Annotated in this window: 14 protein-coding genes and 2 pseudogenes; 12 read left to right on the top strand and 4 right to left on the bottom strand. The window is 66.5% G+C overall.

Features of this window, described 5'->3' with window-relative positions:
• Nucleotides 1-138: 138 nt before the first annotated feature.
• The 3 genes from purD (at nt 139) to ACZ5KU_RS02985 (ending at nt 5,122) form a co-directional block, all read left to right on the top strand.
• The gene (purD, locus tag ACZ5KU_RS02995) at nt 139-1,434 is read left to right on the top strand and encodes a phosphoribosylamine--glycine ligase (RefSeq protein WP_054059596.1); all 1,296 of its coding nucleotides are present in this window, start codon (nt 139-141) and stop codon (nt 1,432-1,434) included.
• Nucleotides 1,435-1,534: 100 nt separating this feature from the next.
• Nucleotides 1,535-4,315, top strand: coding sequence for a hybrid sensor histidine kinase/response regulator (locus ACZ5KU_RS02990; protein WP_054059597.1), 2,781 nt, complete (start codon nt 1,535-1,537; stop codon nt 4,313-4,315).
• A 210-nt stretch (nt 4,316-4,525) separates the two neighbouring features.
• The gene (locus tag ACZ5KU_RS02985) at nt 4,526-5,122 is read left to right on the top strand and encodes a MarC family protein (RefSeq protein WP_054059598.1); all 597 of its coding nucleotides are present in this window, start codon (nt 4,526-4,528) and stop codon (nt 5,120-5,122) included.
• 7 nt (nt 5,123-5,129) lie between these two features.
• Here the strand turns inward: ACZ5KU_RS02985 and cobJ are convergent, their stop codons facing one another.
• From cobJ to cobG, 4 genes are read right to left on the bottom strand one after another with little or no spacing between them, the layout of a single operon-like run.
• Nucleotides 5,130-6,830, bottom strand: a complete 1,701-nt coding sequence (gene cobJ, locus ACZ5KU_RS02980; RefSeq protein ID WP_054062179.1) for a precorrin-3B C(17)-methyltransferase — start codon at nt 6,828-6,830, stop codon at nt 5,130-5,132.
• A complete protein-coding gene (locus ACZ5KU_RS02975; RefSeq protein ID WP_054061570.1) occupies nt 6,827-7,558 on the bottom strand; it encodes a precorrin-2 C(20)-methyltransferase in 732 nt (243 codons plus the stop codon). The genes cobJ and ACZ5KU_RS02975 overlap by 4 nt, the downstream gene beginning before the upstream one ends.
• Nucleotides 7,558-8,184 carry a precorrin-8X methylmutase gene (locus tag ACZ5KU_RS02970; protein ID WP_054062177.1) on the bottom strand — a complete coding sequence of 209 codons (627 nt, stop codon included), beginning with the start codon at nt 8,182-8,184 and terminating at the stop codon, nt 7,558-7,560. The genes ACZ5KU_RS02975 and ACZ5KU_RS02970 overlap by 1 nt, the downstream gene beginning before the upstream one ends.
• Entirely contained in the window at nt 8,177-9,562 is a 1,386-nt protein-coding gene (gene cobG / locus ACZ5KU_RS02965; RefSeq protein WP_464736817.1) for a precorrin-3B synthase, read from the bottom strand. The genes ACZ5KU_RS02970 and cobG overlap by 8 nt, the downstream gene beginning before the upstream one ends.
• Nucleotides 9,563-9,697: 135 nt before the next feature.
• On the opposite strand from cobG, the gene cbiE reads away from it, so the two are divergent.
• From cbiE to ACZ5KU_RS02920, 9 genes and pseudogenes are all read left to right on the top strand, one after another.
• A complete protein-coding gene (cbiE, locus tag ACZ5KU_RS02960) occupies nt 9,698-10,900 on the top strand; it encodes a precorrin-6y C5,15-methyltransferase (decarboxylating) subunit CbiE (RefSeq protein WP_464736816.1) in 1,203 nt (400 codons plus the stop codon).
• Between the two features lie 90 nt (nt 10,901-10,990).
• Complete coding sequence (locus ACZ5KU_RS02955; RefSeq protein ID WP_054062174.1) at nt 10,991-12,088, top strand: cobalt-precorrin-5B (C(1))-methyltransferase; 1,098 nt, start codon at nt 10,991-10,993, stop codon at nt 12,086-12,088.
• Between the two features lie 8 nt (nt 12,089-12,096).
• Nucleotides 12,097-12,821, top strand: a pseudogene (locus ACZ5KU_RS02950) (cobalt-precorrin-6A reductase).
• A gap of 55 nt (nt 12,822-12,876) precedes the next feature.
• Nucleotides 12,877-13,211: pseudogene (locus ACZ5KU_RS02945) on the top strand (type II toxin-antitoxin system RelE/ParE family toxin).
• 5 nt (nt 13,212-13,216) lie between these two features.
• Nucleotides 13,217-13,540, top strand: coding sequence for a helix-turn-helix domain-containing transcriptional regulator (locus tag ACZ5KU_RS02940; RefSeq protein ID WP_416771570.1), 324 nt, complete (start codon nt 13,217-13,219; stop codon nt 13,538-13,540).
• 162 nt (nt 13,541-13,702) lie between these two features.
• Nucleotides 13,703-14,107 carry a DUF2946 domain-containing protein gene (locus ACZ5KU_RS02935; RefSeq protein WP_273822189.1) on the top strand — a complete coding sequence of 135 codons (405 nt, stop codon included), beginning with the start codon at nt 13,703-13,705 and terminating at the stop codon, nt 14,105-14,107.
• 47 nt (nt 14,108-14,154) lie between these two features.
• Nucleotides 14,155-14,640, top strand: a complete 486-nt coding sequence (locus ACZ5KU_RS02930; protein ID WP_054060498.1) for a copper chaperone PCu(A)C — start codon at nt 14,155-14,157, stop codon at nt 14,638-14,640.
• Between the two features lie 21 nt (nt 14,641-14,661).
• Nucleotides 14,662-15,135 carry a DUF2946 domain-containing protein gene (locus ACZ5KU_RS02925; protein WP_054062172.1) on the top strand — a complete coding sequence of 158 codons (474 nt, stop codon included), beginning with the start codon at nt 14,662-14,664 and terminating at the stop codon, nt 15,133-15,135.
• Nucleotides 15,136-15,278: 143 nt separating this feature from the next.
• Complete coding sequence (locus ACZ5KU_RS02920) at nt 15,279-17,312, top strand: TonB-dependent copper receptor (protein ID WP_464737383.1); 2,034 nt, start codon at nt 15,279-15,281, stop codon at nt 17,310-17,312.
• Nucleotides 17,313-17,377: the final 65 nt, after the last annotated feature.

Here is a 17,377-nt window from a genome sequence, read left to right as displayed (position 1 = left end):
GCCACCGAGCTGTAGGAGCTGGGCTTGCCCGCGAAGGGGCCCTTGAGGCCGCCAAAAGCTTCGCGGGCAAGCCCGGCTCCTACAGTCAGGCGGTGGCCGACAGCGCTCCCAGAATTCTGCGTCATCGAGGTTTTTCAAATGAATGTCCTGATCATCGGCAGCGGCGGCCGTGAACACGCCCTGGCCTGGAAAGTCGCCCAGGATCCGCGCGTCGAGAAAGTCTTCGTCGCCCCGGGCAACGCCGGCACCGCCATCGAGGCCAAGTGCGAGAACGTCGCCATCGACGTCCTGGCCCTGGAGCAACTGGCGGACTTCGCCGAGAACAACGTTTCCCTGACCATCGTCGGCCCGGAAGTGCCGCTGGTGGCCGGCGTGGTCGACCTGTTCCGCTCCCGCGGCCTGGACTGCTTCGGTCCGACCGCCGGCGCTGCCCAGCTGGAAGGCTCCAAGGCCTTCACCAAGGACTTCCTGGCCCGTCACAAGATCCCGACCGCCGACTACCAGAATTTCACCGAGATCGAGCCAGCCCTGGCCTATCTGCGTGAAAAAGGCGCACCGATCGTGATCAAGGCCGACGGCCTGGCCGCCGGCAAGGGCGTGATCGTCGCCATGACCCTGGCCGAGGCCGAAGACGCCGTGCGCGACATGCTCGCCGGCAACGCCTTCGGTGACGCAGGTTCGCGCGTGGTGATCGAGGAGTTCCTCGACGGCGAGGAAGCCAGCTTCATCGTCATGGTCGACGGCAAGAACGTCCTGCCGATGGCCACCAGCCAGGACCACAAGCGCGTCGGCGACGGCGACAGCGGTCCGAATACCGGCGGCATGGGCGCCTACTCGCCCGCTCCGGTGGTCACCGCCGAAGTCCACCAGCGCGTGATGGACCAGGTGATCTGGCCGACCGTGCGCGGCATGGCCGAGGAAGGCAACGTCTACACCGGTTTCCTCTACGCCGGTCTGATGATCGACAAGGCCGGTAACCCCAAGGTCATCGAGTTCAACTGCCGTTTCGGCGACCCGGAAACCCAGCCGGTGATGCTGCGCCTGCAGTCGAGCCTGGTGCTGCTGGTCGAGGCCGCGCTGGCCCAGGCCCTGGACAAGGTCGAGGCCCAATGGGATCCGCGGCCGAGCCTGGGCATCGTCCTGGCAGCCGGCGGCTATCCGGGCGACTACGCCAAGGGCGCGGCGATCAGCGGCCTCGACGCTGCAGCGAGCCTGGAAGGCAAGGTTTTCCACGCTGGTACCGCCCTCAAGGACGGCCAGATCGTCACTTGCGGCGGCCGTGTGCTCTGCGCCACGGCGCTGGGCGAGAGCGTTGGCGCCGCTCAGCAGCAGGCTTACCAGCTCGCAGCTAAAATCAATTGGGAAGGCTGCTTCTACCGCAGCGATATTGGGTATCGTGCAATTGCACGCGAACGCGCAGAAAGCCAGGAATAAGCTATTCGTTCGGATAGGCAGGGGCGTCAAGCCCTTGCCGTCTTATTCCCGCCCCGCGCATAGTTATGACTCAGGCATCAACCTACGAAGGGATTTCGCCGTGCGCTGGCTCAGGATCGCCATAAGCTTCACCGTCAGCCTGCTGACCCTGCTTTGCCTCGCAACGCCTGCCCAGGCCTCGCAAGGCAGTGGCTGGGCGGTATTGCTGGACGACCAGGCCGACCTGCAACTGAGCGATATCCGCTCTTCGCGCTACATCAATCAATTCAGTCCCATCGAACTCGATCGCCTCACCGCCGCCCCCTCCGACGGTGCGCTGTGGTTACGCTTTCGTCTGCAACCGGGCAAACACGAACAGATCCTGCGGATCTTCGCCCCGGACCTGGCCCGATTGGACCTGTACACCTTCGAAGGCGACACGCTGATCGACCAGGTACGCAGCGGCAATGAACTGTCCAAGGTCGAACGGCCACTGCCCAGCCGCGACTTCATGCTGCCGCTGGTGCAAAGTCCCAAGCCGCTGGATATTTACCTGAGGCTGGTTTCCAAGCATGAGCTGCGACCGCACATCACTCTCGAATCCGCGGTGATGAGCGCCGCCGATCGCGGCCAGAGCCTGCTCTACGGGCTGCTGTTCGGCTGCCTGGCGATGCTGATCCTGCACAACCTGACCCGCTTCGCCTACACCCGTTCACGCAGCAGCCTGTGGCTGGCTTCCTGCGAGTTCCTGCTCCTGCTCAGCGCGCTGTTCCTGTTGAACGTGATCGGCCCGTGGTTCCCCGGCTGGCAAGGGGCGCAGACCGCCGGTGCGTACATCGCCCTGTTGCTGACCGCCCCCTGCGGGCTGATGTTCACCCACAGCTTTTTCTCGCCCCTGGGCCCGCATCCGCTGAACAAGCTGCTGCTGGGCGATATCCTGGTGATCTGCCTGGGCGGGCTGTTGCTGCTGTTCGTCGACACCCTGCCGCTGAACGTGATGACCTACGGCCTGGTCGGGCTGGCCAGCCTGAGCATCCTGCTGGTTTCCACCTATCACTGGCAGAAGGGCTATCGCCCGGCGCGGCTGTTCGTCGTCGCCATGGTCATCTTCAACATCGGTACCCTGGTCATACTGCCCGCTCTGCTGGGCCTGACCCTGGTGGCCCCGGAAGGCCTGATCGTCGCCCTGCTGATCTTCATTTCCGTCAGCGGGCTGCTGATGAGCATCGCCCTGGGCGAGCGCCGCCGCAGCATCACCGAAGACCAGTTCAGCCTCAGCCGCGACCTGGCAGCCAGCAACGCCGAAATCGCCGCCAAGGCCGAGTTCCTGGCGAAGATCAGCCACGAGATCCGCACTCCGATGAACGGCGTGCTGGGCATGACCGAACTGCTGCTGGGTACGCCGCTGTCGGTCAAGCAGCGCGACTACGTGCAAACCATCCACAGCGCCGGCAACGAGCTGCTGACCCTGATCAACGAGATCCTCGATATCTCCAAGCTGGAATCCGGGCAGATCGAACTGGACGATGTGCAGTTCGATCTCAATGCCCTGATCGAGGATTGCCTGAGCATCTTCCGCGCCAAGGCCGAACAGCAGAACGTCGAGCTGATCAGCTTCATCCAGCCCCAGGTGCCGCGGGTGATCAGCGGCGACCCGACACGCCTGCGCCAGACCTTGCTGAGCCTGCTGGAAAACGCCATGAAGAAGACCGACGAGGGGGAAATCCTCATCGTCGTCGCGCTCGACGAACGCAGTGGCCAGCCGCGCCTGCGCATTGCCGTCCAGGACAGTGGGGTGCCGATGGACGAGGAGGAGCGCGACGCCCTCCTGCATGCCGAACTGCAAAGCAAGAACTTCCTCGCCGCGACCCGCCTGGGTGGCCACCTGGGCCTGGTGATCGCCCGGCAGTTGGTGCTGCTGATGCGTGGCGAGTTCGGCATCAAGACCGGTGCCAACCAGGGCAGCACCCTGTGGCTGACACTGCCGCTGGACCCCCAACACCTCGAACACCCGACCTCCGACCTCGACGGCCCGCTCAAGGGTGCCCGGGTGCTGGTGGTCGACGACAACGACACCTGCCGCAAGGTCCTGGTCCAGCAGTGCAGCGCCTGGGGCCTGAACGTCAGCGCCGTGCCATCCGGCAAGGAGGCCCTGGCCCTGCTGCGGACCAAGGCCCACCTGCGCGACTATTTCGACGTGGTCCTGCTGGACCAGAACATGCCCGGCATGACCGGCATGCAACTGGCGGCCAAGATCAAGGAGGACCCGAGCCTCAACCACGACATCCTGCTGGTGATGCTCACCGGCATCAGCAACGCGCCGAGCAAGATCATCGCGCGCAACGCCGGCATCAAGCGCATCCTGGCCAAGCCGGTGGCCGGCTATACCCTAAAGACCACCCTGGCGGACGAACTGACCCAGCGAGGCAAGGGCCAGGTCGTGTCGACGCCCTCGAGCGCAGCCGTCGCGCCGGCGGTCACGGTACCCAGCGACTTCCGCATCCTGGTGGCCGAGGACAACAGCATCTCCACCAAGGTGATCCGCGGCATGCTCGGCAAGCTCAACCTGCAACCCGATACCGCCAGCAACGGCGAGGAGGCGCTGCGGGCGATGAAAGCCCAGCGCTACGACCTGGTGCTGATGGATTGCGAAATGCCGGTGCTTGACGGGTTCTCCGCCACCCAGCAGCTACGCGCCTGGGAGGTCGGCAACCAGCGGGTCCGCACGCCGGTGGTGGCCCTGACCGCGCACATCCTCAGCGAGCACAAGGAACGCGCCCGCCAGGCCGGCATGGACGGCCACATGGCCAAGCCCGTGGAGCTCTCGCAACTGCGCGAGCTGGTCGAGCACTGGGTCGCCCAGCGCGACAGCCAGCAGGTCCAGGAACAGACCACCTCCTGAGCCGACAGACGGCCGAGTGGACTGTACGGTTAATTCGAAGACTCAGATTCGGGACCAGGGTTTTGCCAGACAAGGCGCCATGACGAGTCGTGGCAGAATGGCAACGCAGCCTGGCGAAGCCATGGGCCCGGAGTGGGGTATGCGAATTAGCCACACAGGCCACTAGCGCCTGATAGACTGCCCGGGCCCTTCTCCGTTCGAGCTCAGACCATGCTCCACGTGTTGTTCAGCGTTTACCTGAAGATGCTGGTGCTCTACAGCCCGTTCTTCGTCCTCTCCTGCTTCATCAGCCTGACCCGCGGCTACTCCAGCAAGGAGCGCCGTCGCCTGGCCTGGAAAGTCGCCCTTGCCACCCTGGTGTCCAGCGTCCTGCTGTACCTGTTCGGACGGGTCATCTTCAGCGTGTTCGGTATCACCGTGGATGCCTTCCGCATCGGCGCGGGGAGCGTGCTGTTCATCTCGGCGCTGGGCATGGCCCAGGGCAAGTCGGCGGTACAGAGCGACAATGTGCAGCAGGACGTGACCATCGTGCCGCTGACCATCCCGCTGACGGTAGGCCCCGGCACCATCGGTGCGCTGCTGGTGATGGGCGTGAGCCAGCCGCACTGGGACGACAAGCTCACCGCTATCGTCAGTATCGCCCTGGCGAGCCTTACCGTCGGCGTGGTGCTGTACCTGTCGAACCGGATCGAACGACTGCTGGGCGACCAGGGGCTGCAGATCGTCAGCCGCCTGATGGGCCTGTTCGTCTGCGCCCTGGCGGCGCAGATCATCTTTACCGGGGTACGCGGCTACCTGGCGCCCTGAGGGCCGCTCAGGAACCCGGTTTCTCGCCGTACCAGCGTGGCGTGTAGACCCACTCGCCACCCTCGGCGCGGGGAAACACGCAGGTGGTGGACGAACCGACGATGACCAGGGTGCGCATGTCCACCTGGTCCGGAGTCAGCTTGCCCAGGGTGGTCACCCGCAGCGTCTGCCCTGGTCGACCGATGTCGCGCCCCAGCACCACTGGCGTCTGCGGCGTGCGATGCCGGGCCACGATCTCCAGTGCCCGGCCCAGTTGCCAGGGGCGGGAACGGGAAATCGGATTGTAGAACGCCAGGGCGAGGTCAGCCTCGGCGGCGAGATCGAGGCGTTTCTCGATGATAGTCCAGGGCTTGAGGTTGTCCGACAGCGACATCACGCAGAAGTCGTGCCCCAACGGTGCCCCGGCCTGGGCGGCGGTGGCCAGCGAAGCGGAAACGCCGGGCAGGATCTCCAGCTCGACACCCTGCCAGGCGGGGTTGTCAGACTCGTGCAAGGCCTCGAGCACCGCCGCCGCCATGGCGAACACTCCCGGGTCGCCGGACGATACCACCACCACCGAACGCCCCGCGGCAGCCAGCTCGAAGGCGTGCCGGGCACGCTGCATCTCCTCGCGGTTGTCGGTGCAGTGCAGCACCTGGTCGGCCCGGAACGGTCCGGCCATGCGCACGTAGGTCTCGTAACCGAGCACATCATTGGCCCGATCCAGTTCGGCCCTGACCGCCGGCACCATCAGCTCGGCCGCACCGGGGCCGAGGCCGATCACAGCCAGGCGGCCGCGCGGACGGCCGATTTGCAGCGGGTCCAGCGGCTGCGCGGCAACGGCCAGCGTCAACTCCCCACTGATGCGAAGCGAGGCTGACGGGAGCGCCTGCCGCGCCAGCGTCTCGATGTCGGCGGCGGCCACGCCGAAACGCAGTGGCACCCCCAGTTGCCCGGCGGCCTCATGCAAGGCCGGGCTGGCCATCTGCGTGTCCGCAGCCAGCAGGCAGGCCAGGGACTGTTGTGCAATCCCCGCCTCCCGCAGCGCCGCACGCACGCGTTCGGCCAGCTCCGGCACCTCCGCCGAAACCGCCGCCAGCACGCAGCGCGGATAGATCAGCAGCTCGTCCGTGGTCGGCGTGCGCTCGGCGCTGCCCACGTGAATCGACAACCGGGCGTCCTGGTGCTCGGGCAAACGCGCCTCGGCCAGCCAGGGTGCGTCGCCCTCGACCCGCACGCTTTCGCCCGCCAGCAGATCCGAGACGAAACGCTTGCCCAGCTCCAGGTCGGCCAGGGCGTAACCGCTCGGCGGATTGAGCAGGCAGGTGCCGAAGCGCAGTTCGCCACTGGTGGTAATCGCGGCCGCCACCCCCAGGCCGGCGGCCATTTCCCGGGCCATGACGTTCACCCCACCCAGCCCGCCGAGCAACGGCACCACCGCGCTGCCATCCTCGGCCACCGCCAGCACCGGTGGCTCGGCGCCCTTCTCCAGCAGCACCGGGGCCAGGCTGCGGATGACGATACCGGCCGCACACAGGGCGATGATCGGCGTGTCCTGCTGATAGAGCTGGCGCAAGGTCGCGCCGAACTCGCTGTAGCTGCGGTCAGCGCCCTCGACCCGCTCGGCCAGGCCGTGGATCAGGGCATTCGGGTAGATCTGCTGAAGCCTGCGCGCGGTGGCCAGGCTGCCATTGCCGAGGATGACAATGGCCGGTGCCGGGCGACTCATCCCTGCCACCGTTCACCGGGCACGATGATCAGCGAGAAATACGGCGAGGACATCGGGTCCACCTCATCGAGCGGGACGATCTTCTGGTTGGCCATGGTGGCCCGTTCCACATACAGGGCGCGGCCAGCCAGCCCCAGTTCTTCCAGGACCTGGCGAACCTTGGGGAAGTTGCGCCCCAGCTTCATGACCACCGCCGCATCGGCGTCGGCCAGGCGGCGCTTGAGTTCGTCGTGGGGCAGCACGCCGGACAGCACCGACAGGCTCTGGTTGCGATACACCAGCGGCACGCCGAGCACCGAGGCCCCCCCGAGCATCGAGCAGACGCCAGGGACCACCTGGGCTTCGTAGCGGTCGGCCAGGCGGTCGTGCAGGTACATGTAGGAGCCGTAGAAGAACGGATCACCCTCGCAGATCACCGCCACATCGCGGCCGGCATCCAGGTGCGCGGCCACCTCCAGGCTGGCTTCGTCGTAGAAGTCGCTGATCACCTGCTCGTAGGACAGCGGTGCCGGCAGGGCTTCGGTGGTCACCGGGTAGACCAGCGGCAGCAGGGCCTGGGCCTGCTGCAGATGCCCTTCGATGATACCGAAGGCATTGCCCTTCTTGCCCTTGGCGACGAAGTACGCCACCACTGGCGACTCGCGCAGCAGGCGCAGCGCCTTCACCGTGATCAGCTCCGGATCACCCGGCCCCACGCCGAGGCCGATCAGACGTCCTGGCTTGTGCATCATTCCACCTCCGTAGCGAGGGCATTGACAGCCGCGGCGGCCATGGCGCTGCCGCCGAGGCGGCCCTGCATGATCACGAACGGCACGCCACGGCTGTCGGCGGCGAGCATCGCCTTGGATTCGGCGGCGCCGACGAAGCCCACCGGGAAGCCGAGGATCAGCGCCGGTTTCGGCGCTCCGGCATCGAGCATTTCCAGCAGATAGAACAGCGACGTCGGCGCATTACCGATCACCACCACGCTGCCTTCCAGATGCGGCCGCCACAATTCCAGGGCCACCGCCGAGCGGGTATTGCCCAGTTCCTGCGCCAGCGCCGGTACGCGCTCGTCACGCAGGGTGCAGATCACCGGGTTGTCGGCCGGCAGGCGGGCACGGGTGATCCCCTCGGCCACCATCCGCGCATCGCAGAGGATCGGTGCCCCGGCCGCCAGGGCCTCGCGCCCGGCCTTGCCGGCCCCCGGCGAAAATTGCAGGCCATCGATGGCATCGACCATGCCGCAGGCATGGATCACCCGCACGGCCAGTTTTTCCAGGTCGGCGGGGATTCGCGCCAGGTTCGCCTCCGCGCGAATGATCGCGAAGGAGTTGCGATAGATCTCCTGACCATCGCGGATGTAATCAATCATCGGTACTGCTCCGTGAGCGGGCTTCGAGCAGGGCGCCCGCCGCATCAATAGTAAGGTTGCGCGCGTGCAGCAGGCCGAAGCCGGGCTGGGCTGCATCACGAAAATAAAGGTCGTAGCGGCCCGGGCCGACCGCCAGCAACGTGGCCGGGGCCACATGGGCCGCGGCGCAGGAACGTTGGCAGCCGGACAGGTGCACGGCCAGGGCAGGCACCGGCAGAAGTGTCGCCAGACGGCGGGCATCGGCCTTGGTGTCGGCCTGCCCCTTGGCGCAGCCGGCAGAACCGGTGCAGGCGATGATGCGTGCCAGCGGCTGGTCGGCATCGCAGAGCAGGCCAAGCTGTTGCAGCCGTGCGCTGACCTGGCTCGCCTGTTCCTGGCGGATGCCGGGCAGCAACAGGCTTTGCCAGGGCGTCAGGCGCAGGTTGCCGTCACCGTATTGCTGCGCCAGTTGGGCAACGCCCTCAAGCATTGCCGTATCGAGGCGGCCCAGGGGAAACACCGCGCCGACATGGACCAGGCCCGGCTGGCGCTGTGGATAAGTTCCCACATGCAGCCCGTCGGTGGCGGGCGCCCGACGCCAGTCGCCAACGGCCAGTGGCGTGAAGCCGAGCCGTTCGGCCAGTTGTGCCAGGAACGCGGCGCTCGACATCTCGGCCAGGAGATGCCGCATGCGTGTCTGCTCGGGACGGGCCAGGTCGAGAAACAGCTCCAGTACCGCCACCACCAGCGCATGCCCGTGCTCCAGAGGCACCGCCGCCAGCGGCGCATCAGCGGCCGGACAGCCGGCGAGACCGAAGGCCAGGCAAGGGCGGTTCTCGATCGACAGGGCCGAGAGCCACAGGTCATGGGGATGTTCGAGCATCGCCAGGGCCTCGCCGCCGTCGAGCTGGATGGCGAACTTGGCCGACAGCTCATGGAAGCGCGCCCGGCCCTGCAGGCTGGCGAGAATCTGCGCCGCCAACGGGCGCGTATCGATCAGCATCCGCGAGTCGATGCCGGCACCGGGGCTGAGCATCAGGTTGCGCACATCGTCGGCCCCACTGACGCGGGATACCTCCGTTCCGGTGGCGGGCTCCCTTCCCATGGCTGCCTCTGCTCCTGCGGGAGCGGGCCCAAGCCCGGCCGCCAGCAGGCTGTCGATCAGGGCCTGATGCGCCGCCCCGATCCCGCGGATCTGCAGATTGGCCCGGTTGGTCGCCTCGATCACTCCGCCGGCATAACGCGCGGCCGCCTGGGACACGGCCCGGGCCTGATCGGCACTGATCACCCCACCAGCCAGCTTGATCCGGCAGATGCCGCCATCCAGTGCCGGGACGATGCGCAACAACCCCGGACAGGCCGAGGGGCGGACAGCGTTGGCAAGCGGGTGTTCGTTCAAGGGGTTACCGGCAGTCAGGGAAAGTGTTCGTTGTCATCCAAAGGCGTTTCGCCGTCGAAGGCGCGGTATTATGCCTGCTTTGTCCGAAGGCATGAAAAGACTGCCGGTCGGAACGCTGCGTTTTGAGGATTCTAGATGGCGCCCTGGCTGACAGTAGTGGGAATCGGTGAAGACGGCTTCGATGGCCTCGGCAAAAACGCCCGGCAGGCACTGCTGGGCGCGGCGCGGGTATTCGGTGGGCCGCGCCAGCTCGACCTGCTGCCTGCGAGCGTGACGGCCGAGCGCCAGGCCTGGCCGAGCCCGTTCTCTCTCGAACCGGTACTGGCCCTGCGCGGCACGCCGGTGTGCGTGCTGGCCAGCGGCGATCCGATGCTGTTCGGCGTCGGCGCCAGCCTGGCGCGCCAGGTCGAGCCACAGGAAATGCACGTGCTGCCCGCCCCGTCCGCCTATTCGCTGGCCGCTGCCCGCCTGGGCTGGGCCCTGCAGGAAGTGGTGTGCCTGTCGGTGGTCGCCCGTCCCGTCGCCGCGCTCGGCGCGCACCTGCACACTGGGTTGCGCCTGCTGGTGCTGAGCAACGACGAACACAGCCCTGCCGCCATCGTCGCCCTGCTGCGCGAGCGTGGCTTCGGCCCCAGCCGGGTCAGCGTGCTGGAGCATCTGGGCGGGCCGCTCGAACGGCGCATCGATGGCCGTGCCCGGGGTTGGCAGGAGCAGCCGTTCGCCCGCCTCAACCTGGTCGCCATCGAATGCCAGGCCGACCCGGCCACGCCCCGCCTGTCGCACATCGGCGGGTTGCCGGACTCCGCCTTCCGCCATGACGGCCAACTGACCAAGCGCGACGTTCGCGCCATTACCCTGGCCCGCCTCGCACCGGTCCCCGGCGAACTGCTCTGGGATGTTGGTGCCGGCAGCGGCTCCATCGGCATCGAGTGGATGCGTGCCCATCCCTCCTGCCGGGCCATTGCCATCGAAGCGGACGCAGGCCGCCAGCAACTGATCGAGCACAATCGCGACGCCCTGGGCGTCCCCGGGTTGCGCCTGGTCCGCGGCAATGCCCCGCAGGCCCTGGACGGGCTGGAACAGCCGGATGCGATCTTCATCGGTGGCGGCGTGACCGTTCCCGGTGTTGTCGAGACCTGCTGGGCCCGGCTCAAGCCCGGCGGACGGCTGGTGGCCAATGCCGTGACCCTGCAAAGCGAACTGCTGCTGATGAACTGGCGACAGAGCCACGGCGGCGAACTGACCCGCCTCCATGTCGCCCAGGCCCAACCCCTGGGCGACTTCGATACCTGGCGCCAGGCCTTGCCGATCACCCTGCTCGACGTGGTGAAACCTTGAATGCCCTGAAAGCCCCGAGCCTTGCGGGAGCGGGCTTGCCCGCAAAAAATTGCCTGGACCCCGCCTCGCTCGGAGCCGGAGCACTTAGCCATGCGTGACGAAACCGCCGAACAACCCGCGCCCCTGCGCAGCGGCCTGACCACCGGCAGTTGCGCCACCGCCACTGCCCTGGCGGCGGCGCGCCTGCTGCTGAGCGGCGTCAGTCATGACGCGGTGCGGATCATCCTGCCCAAGGGCAAGCAGGTCGAGATGCGCCTGGAGTTCTGCCGCCGGCACGAGGACGGTGCCGAGGCCGGGACCCTCAAGGATGCCGGCGACGATCCGGATGTCACCCATGGCGCGCTGCTGTACACCCGGGTGCGACTGACCGCCGAGCCTGGCGTGCACTTCCACGCCGGCAGCGGCGTCGGCACCGTCACCCGCCCCGGGCTGGTGCTGGCGGTCGGCGAGCCGGCGATCAATCCGGTGCCGCGCAGGATGATCACCGAACACCTGCAGCAACTGGCGGCCGAACACGCCTACGACGGGGGCTTCTCGGTCACCGTCAACGTCGAGGGCGGCGAAGCGCTGGCGCTGAAAACCATGAACCCGCGCCTGGGCATCCTCGGCGGGCTGTCGATTCTCGGCACCAGCGGCATCGTCCGGCCATTTTCCTGCTCGGCCTACATCGCCTCGATCCACCAGGGCATCGATGTCGCCAGGACCAACGGCTACCTGCATATCGCCGCCTGCACCGGCAACGCCAGCGAAGACACCATGCGCCGGGTGTACGACCTGCCGGAAATCGCCCTGATCGAAATGGGCGACTTCGTCGGCGCCGTACTCAAGCACCTGCGCAAGGTGCCTGTGGATAAGCTGAGCCTGTGCGGCGGCTTCGGCAAGATCAGCAAGCTGGCGGCCGGACACATGGACCTGCACAGCCGGCATTCGAGCATCGACCTGCCGCAACTGGCCGAATGGGCCGCCGCGGTGGGTGCCAACGAGGCCCTGCAACAGGCCATTCGCCAGGCAAACACCAGCCAGCAGGCCCTGGCAATGGCCAGCGCCGCCGGGGTCGCCCTCGGCGATGCGGTCTGCCGGCACGCCCTGGAGTTCGCCCGCAGCGTGGTCCCGGCCCAGGTGCAGGTGGAGGTTTTCGCCATCGATCGCCAGGGCGGCATCGTCGGCCATGCCGGAGCGTTTCAATGAACCAGCCGATCAAGCGCCTGCTGTTGCTGGGTGGTGTCACCGAAGCCCTGGCGCTCGCCCGTACGCTCGGGCCGCAGCATATCTACAGCCTCGCCGGTGTCGGCCGGGTGCCCACCGACCTGCGCTGCCAGGTGCGTGTCGGTGGCTACGGCGGCGCCGAAGGCCTGGCGCAGTTCATCCGCGAGCAGGGCATCGACCTGCTGCTCGATGCCACCCATCCCTACGCTGCGCAGATCAGCCGCAATGCGGCGGCGGCGGCACACTCGAGCGGCATCCCCTGCTGGGCCCTGCGTCGCCCGGCCTGGGTCGCCGAACCCGGCGACGACTGGCGGGAAGTGGCGGACTGGGCCGAACTGATCAAGGCCCTTGAGCCGTTCCGCCGACCGCTGTTCACCCTCGGCCGCGAGCCCTTGCAGCACCTGGATGAAATCCCGGGAACCAGTTCTGGACCCTGAGGGCCCTCGACCCCTACCCTGGCAACGCGCGCTGCGAAGTGATCGGCGCCCGCGGCCCCTTTCACCTGGAAGAGGAACGAGCCCTGTTCGAACAGCGCGCCATCGACGTGCTGATCAGCAAGAACAGCGGCAGCGGCGCCACCGAACCCAAGCTGCAGGTGGCCCGGGAGCGCTCGGTGCCGGTCCTGGTCCTCAGGCGCCCGCCCTTGCCGGCAGTGGACTGCGAGTTCCAGACGATCGAGGAAACACTTGCCGCCTTGGCAACGGCACTCCAATAGATCACGATCCCGGCTTGTCAAATCAGTAACCTATTTGTTACCTTGAGAAGCAGGGATGATCGACCTCGAAGAATACGTGCGGGACAACCACAGCAACCCGTTCGAGCGCTGGTTCTCTTCACTGGATGTGCAAGCGGCCGCCAAGGTTTCCACCGCCCTGCTCCGACTGGAGATGGGCAACACCTCGAACATCAAATGGTTCGAAGGCCTCGGGAGTACCGCATCGACTGGGGCCCTGACTATCGGATCTACCTGATACGCGAAGGCACGCGCCTGATCATCCTGTTGGGTGGCGGCGACAAGTCGACTCAGAAAAGAGACATCCAGCAAGCCAGGCAGTTGGTTGAAGAATACAAACGTCGCAGACGCATAGAACCGCAAACGAGGTAAATCCCATGGTGCTGAGCCGCAGCTTCAAACAGACCATCGCCGAGCGCGCGCAACGCGACCCGGCATTCGCCGAGGCACTGCTCGACGAGGCCGCCAGCCTGTTTCTCAATGGCGAGCCGGAAATGGCCCGGGTCATCCTGCGCGACCTGGTCAACGCCACGGTGGGTTTCGAAGGCCTCGCCCGGGAAACCGACAAACCGAGCAAGAGCCTGCACCGGATGCTTTCGGCCAATGGCAATCCCAGCATGGACAACCTGGCAGCGATCTTCGCCGTCATACGTACCACACTGGGCGTCAACATCGAGGTGCATAGCGTTCCGCTGAGTTGACCGACTTCGCCATCCCGTCAGGGCTGCTACGCTTTCCCGGAGCGCCTGCGGCAAACAGCCTACAAAGTATTGCGACCTTTCACCGCAGCCCGTGCTTTTACTTATGCAGGACGTTCAGGCTAAATAACCCACCGGTTTGAAACATCCGACGGAAACCCTTCCATGTCCCGACAACGGCTCGCCGCAGCTACCTGGATCGCCTGCCTCGCAGTGCTGTTCAATCTGCTTGCCATGCCGATTTCCGGGGCCATGGCGCCAGCGGCGGATCGCTCCGCCACCGACCAGCTGCTCTGGGGCAGTTTCTGCTCGGCCAGCGGTACCAAGCTGGTTGCCACCGTCATCGGCAAGCTGGAGCAGAAAGCGCCCCCGAGCGATGACCACTCCAACATGCAGCATTGCTGGTGCTGCTCCGGCTCCGCGCCACTGGTGGCCTTGCCCGGCCATGTGCCGCAACTGGCACTTGCGCCGACCGAAAGCGGCCCGCTGCACGCGGCCCTCCCGGTCGACTCGCCGACACCGCGACAACAGTGGCCCTCACTCAATCCCCGAGCCTCTCCAGCGGCCTGATTCACACTCGCAACCCTTTGCGTTTCGAATCGTTATGGAGAACTCCCATGCTCAAGAATGCCCTGCTTCTGGCCGCCTTGCTGCTGCCCGTCGGTTTTGCCGATGCCCACGAATTCACCGTTGGCGACCTACGGATCGACCACCCATGGTCCCAGGAACTGCCACCCAACGCGCCCACGGTCGCGGCCTATTTCACGCTGCATAACCAGGGGACAACGGCCGACCGCCTGACCGGCGTCGACAGCCCCATCGCCGGCAAGGCCGAATTGCACGAGCATGTGATGCAGGCGAACCTGATGAAGATGCAACAGGTGCCGGACGTGACCATCCCCGCCAAGGGCGAGGTCAGGTTCGCGCCCATGGCCTACCATGTGATGCTGCTCGATCTGCGCGACCGCAGCCTGCTGCAGGACGGCCAGCATTTCCCGCTAACCCTGCACTTCGAGAAGGCCGGCGCTGTCACCGTCGAGGTCTCGGTGCAGAAGCAGGCACCTGCCGCGACCCCGGACAAGATGCACATGCACGCCCAGTAAGCCTCGGCCCCGTTGCACGCCATGCGCACTCGCCGCAGCAGCTCCAGCCACTCCCGCACCCAGGTACGCGGCAGTTGGCTGAGCCTGTTCGCCATGCTGATGATCTTCATCGGTCCGCTGATTTCCCAGGCGATGCCGATGGACCGGCACGCCATGTCGATGGCGATGAACATGGACATGGCAATGCCCATGGACATGCCCGGTCACCACGGCACACAGGCCGGGCAAGACGCCAGCGAGCACCACGGCAATAGCGCCGAACACCATGCGCTCTGGGAAAAATGCGGCTACTGCAGCCTGCTGTTCAGTTGCCCGGCACTGCCGCAGACCCTGAGCTTCGCCGCCCTCGACGGCCCCCGACCGGTCCCCACGGTCGACTCCCGAACCCGTCTGGGACATGCCCGGCAGAGCATCTTCCCCGGTGCCCGCACCCGCGCGCCGCCAGCCTTCCATCAGGTAACGAGCTCTCTCTCACCCGGCTTGACCGCCCTGTAACCGCAGCGCGGTGGCCGTGTTGTATTCGCTTGAATGATGGAACACCTATGTCCACTGCAAAGACTCGCCTGCGCGCTGCGCGGGCGAAAAACCCTTTCGTCCCGAACGAGCTGCACCTGAGCCTGCGCCAGGCCACTGCTCTCATGTGCGCAGCGCTGCTGGCACCGACGGTGTTCGCTGCCGATGCCGCAGACGACCACGACCAGCACGCCCGGGAAATCAGTCCGACCGTGATCACCGCCGTCGCGCCCAGCTCGCCGCTGACGGTCATCACCAACCCCAGGGACCCGCGCCAGCCGGTACCGGCCAGCGATGGCGGCGACTACCTCAAGACCATTCCCGGCTTCGCCCTGGTGCGCAATGGCGGCACCAACGGCGACCCGGTGCTGCGCGGCATGTTCGGCTCGCGCCTGAACATCCTCACCAACGGCAGCATGATGCTCGGCGCCTGCCCGGGCCGGATGGATGCACCGACCTCCTACATCTCGCCGGAAACCTACGACAAGCTGACCGTGATCAAGGGCCCGCAAACCGTGCTCTGGGGCCCGGGCGCCTCCGCCGGGACGATCCTGTTCGACCGCGAGCCGGAACACTTCGGCGAACTCGGCAGCCGGATCAACGCCAGTGTCCTCGCCGGTTCCAACGGCCGTTTCGACAAGCTGGTGGATGCCGCCGCAGGCGGCCCGCTCGGCTACATCCGGGTGATCGGCAACCAGGCCCACGCCGATGACTACAAGGATGGTCACAACGACACCGTGCCCTCGCGCTACGACAAGTGGAACGGCGACGTCGCCCTCGGCTGGACCCCGGACGCCGACACCCTGCTGGAACTCACCGCCGGCAAGGGCGACGGCGAGGCGCGCTACGCCGGGCGCGGCATGGACGGCGCACAGTTCAAGCGCGAAAGCCTCGGCCTGCGCTTCGAGAAATCGAACATCGGCGACGTGCTCGACAAGCTCGAAGCCCAGGTCTACTACAACTACGCCGACCATGTGATGGACAACTACACCCTGCGCCAGCCGTCCGGCACCGGGATGATGGCCGGCCCCATGGCCTCCAACGTCGACCGCCGCACCCTGGGCGCGCGGATCAAGGCCACCTGGCACTGGGCCGACTGGCAACTGATCGGCGGCCTCGACGCCCAGACCAACGAGCACCGCCAGCGCAGCAGCATGGGCATCGACACCTACAAGGACCTGCCACGGACCAGGGACGCCGATTTCCACAACTACGGTGTGTTCGGCGAGCTGACCTGGTACGCCGCCGAGCGCGATCGCCTGATCGGTGGTGCACGACTGGACCGCGCCTCGGCCCGGGACTTGCGGCAGACCCTCGGCTCCGGCATGAGCGCGCGGGCCAATCCGACCGCCGACGACACCCGCGCCGACACCCTGCCCAGCGGCTTCGTCCGCTACGAGCACGACCTGGCCGAGACACCGGCCACGTTCTACGCCGGCCTCGGCCACGCCGAACGCTTCCCCGACTACTGGGAGCTGTTCTCGCCCAACAGCGGCCCGGGCGGGTCGCTCAATGCCTTCGACGCGATCAAGCCGGAGAAGACCACGCAACTGGACTTCGGCGTGCAATACAAGACCGCCGACCTGGAAGCCTGGGCCTCGGGCTACATCGGCCAGGTGCGCGACTTCATCCTGTTCGAATACCAGCCCGGCATGATGGGCATGACCTCCCAGGCACAGAACGTCGATGCGCGGATCATGGGCGGCGAACTCGGCGCGGCCTATCAACTGACCTCCAACTGGAAGGCCGACGCGACCCTGGCCTATGCCTGGGGCAAGAACACCAGCGATGGCAAGGCCCTGCCGCAGATCCCGCCGCTCGACAGCCGCTTCGGCCTGACCTACAGCGAGGACGACTGGAGTGCCGGCGCCTTGTGGCGGGTGGTCGCGGCGCAGAACCGCATCGACCAGAACAAGGGCAACGTGGTCGGCAAGGATTTCTCCAAAAGTGCCGGCTTCGGCGTGTTCTCCCTCAACGGCGCGTACCGCCTCAACAAACACGTGAAGCTCAGCACGGGCGTCGACAACCTGTTCAACAAGGCCTATGCCGAACACCTGAACCTGGCGGGTAACGCCGGCTTCGGCTACCCGGCCAACGACCCGCAGGCGATCAACGAACCGGGGCGGACCTTCTGGACCAAGGTGGACATGGCTTTCTAAAGAACACCACCGACTTTGTAGGAGCAGGCGATGCGGCGACCCGACTTGCCTGCTCCTACAAAAAA

The sequence above is a fragment of the Pseudomonas sp. Tof1 genome, assembly GCF_055390395.1.
The sequence above is the reverse complement of the archived record's forward strand: the minus strand, read 5'-3'. Positions and strand labels throughout refer to the sequence as shown.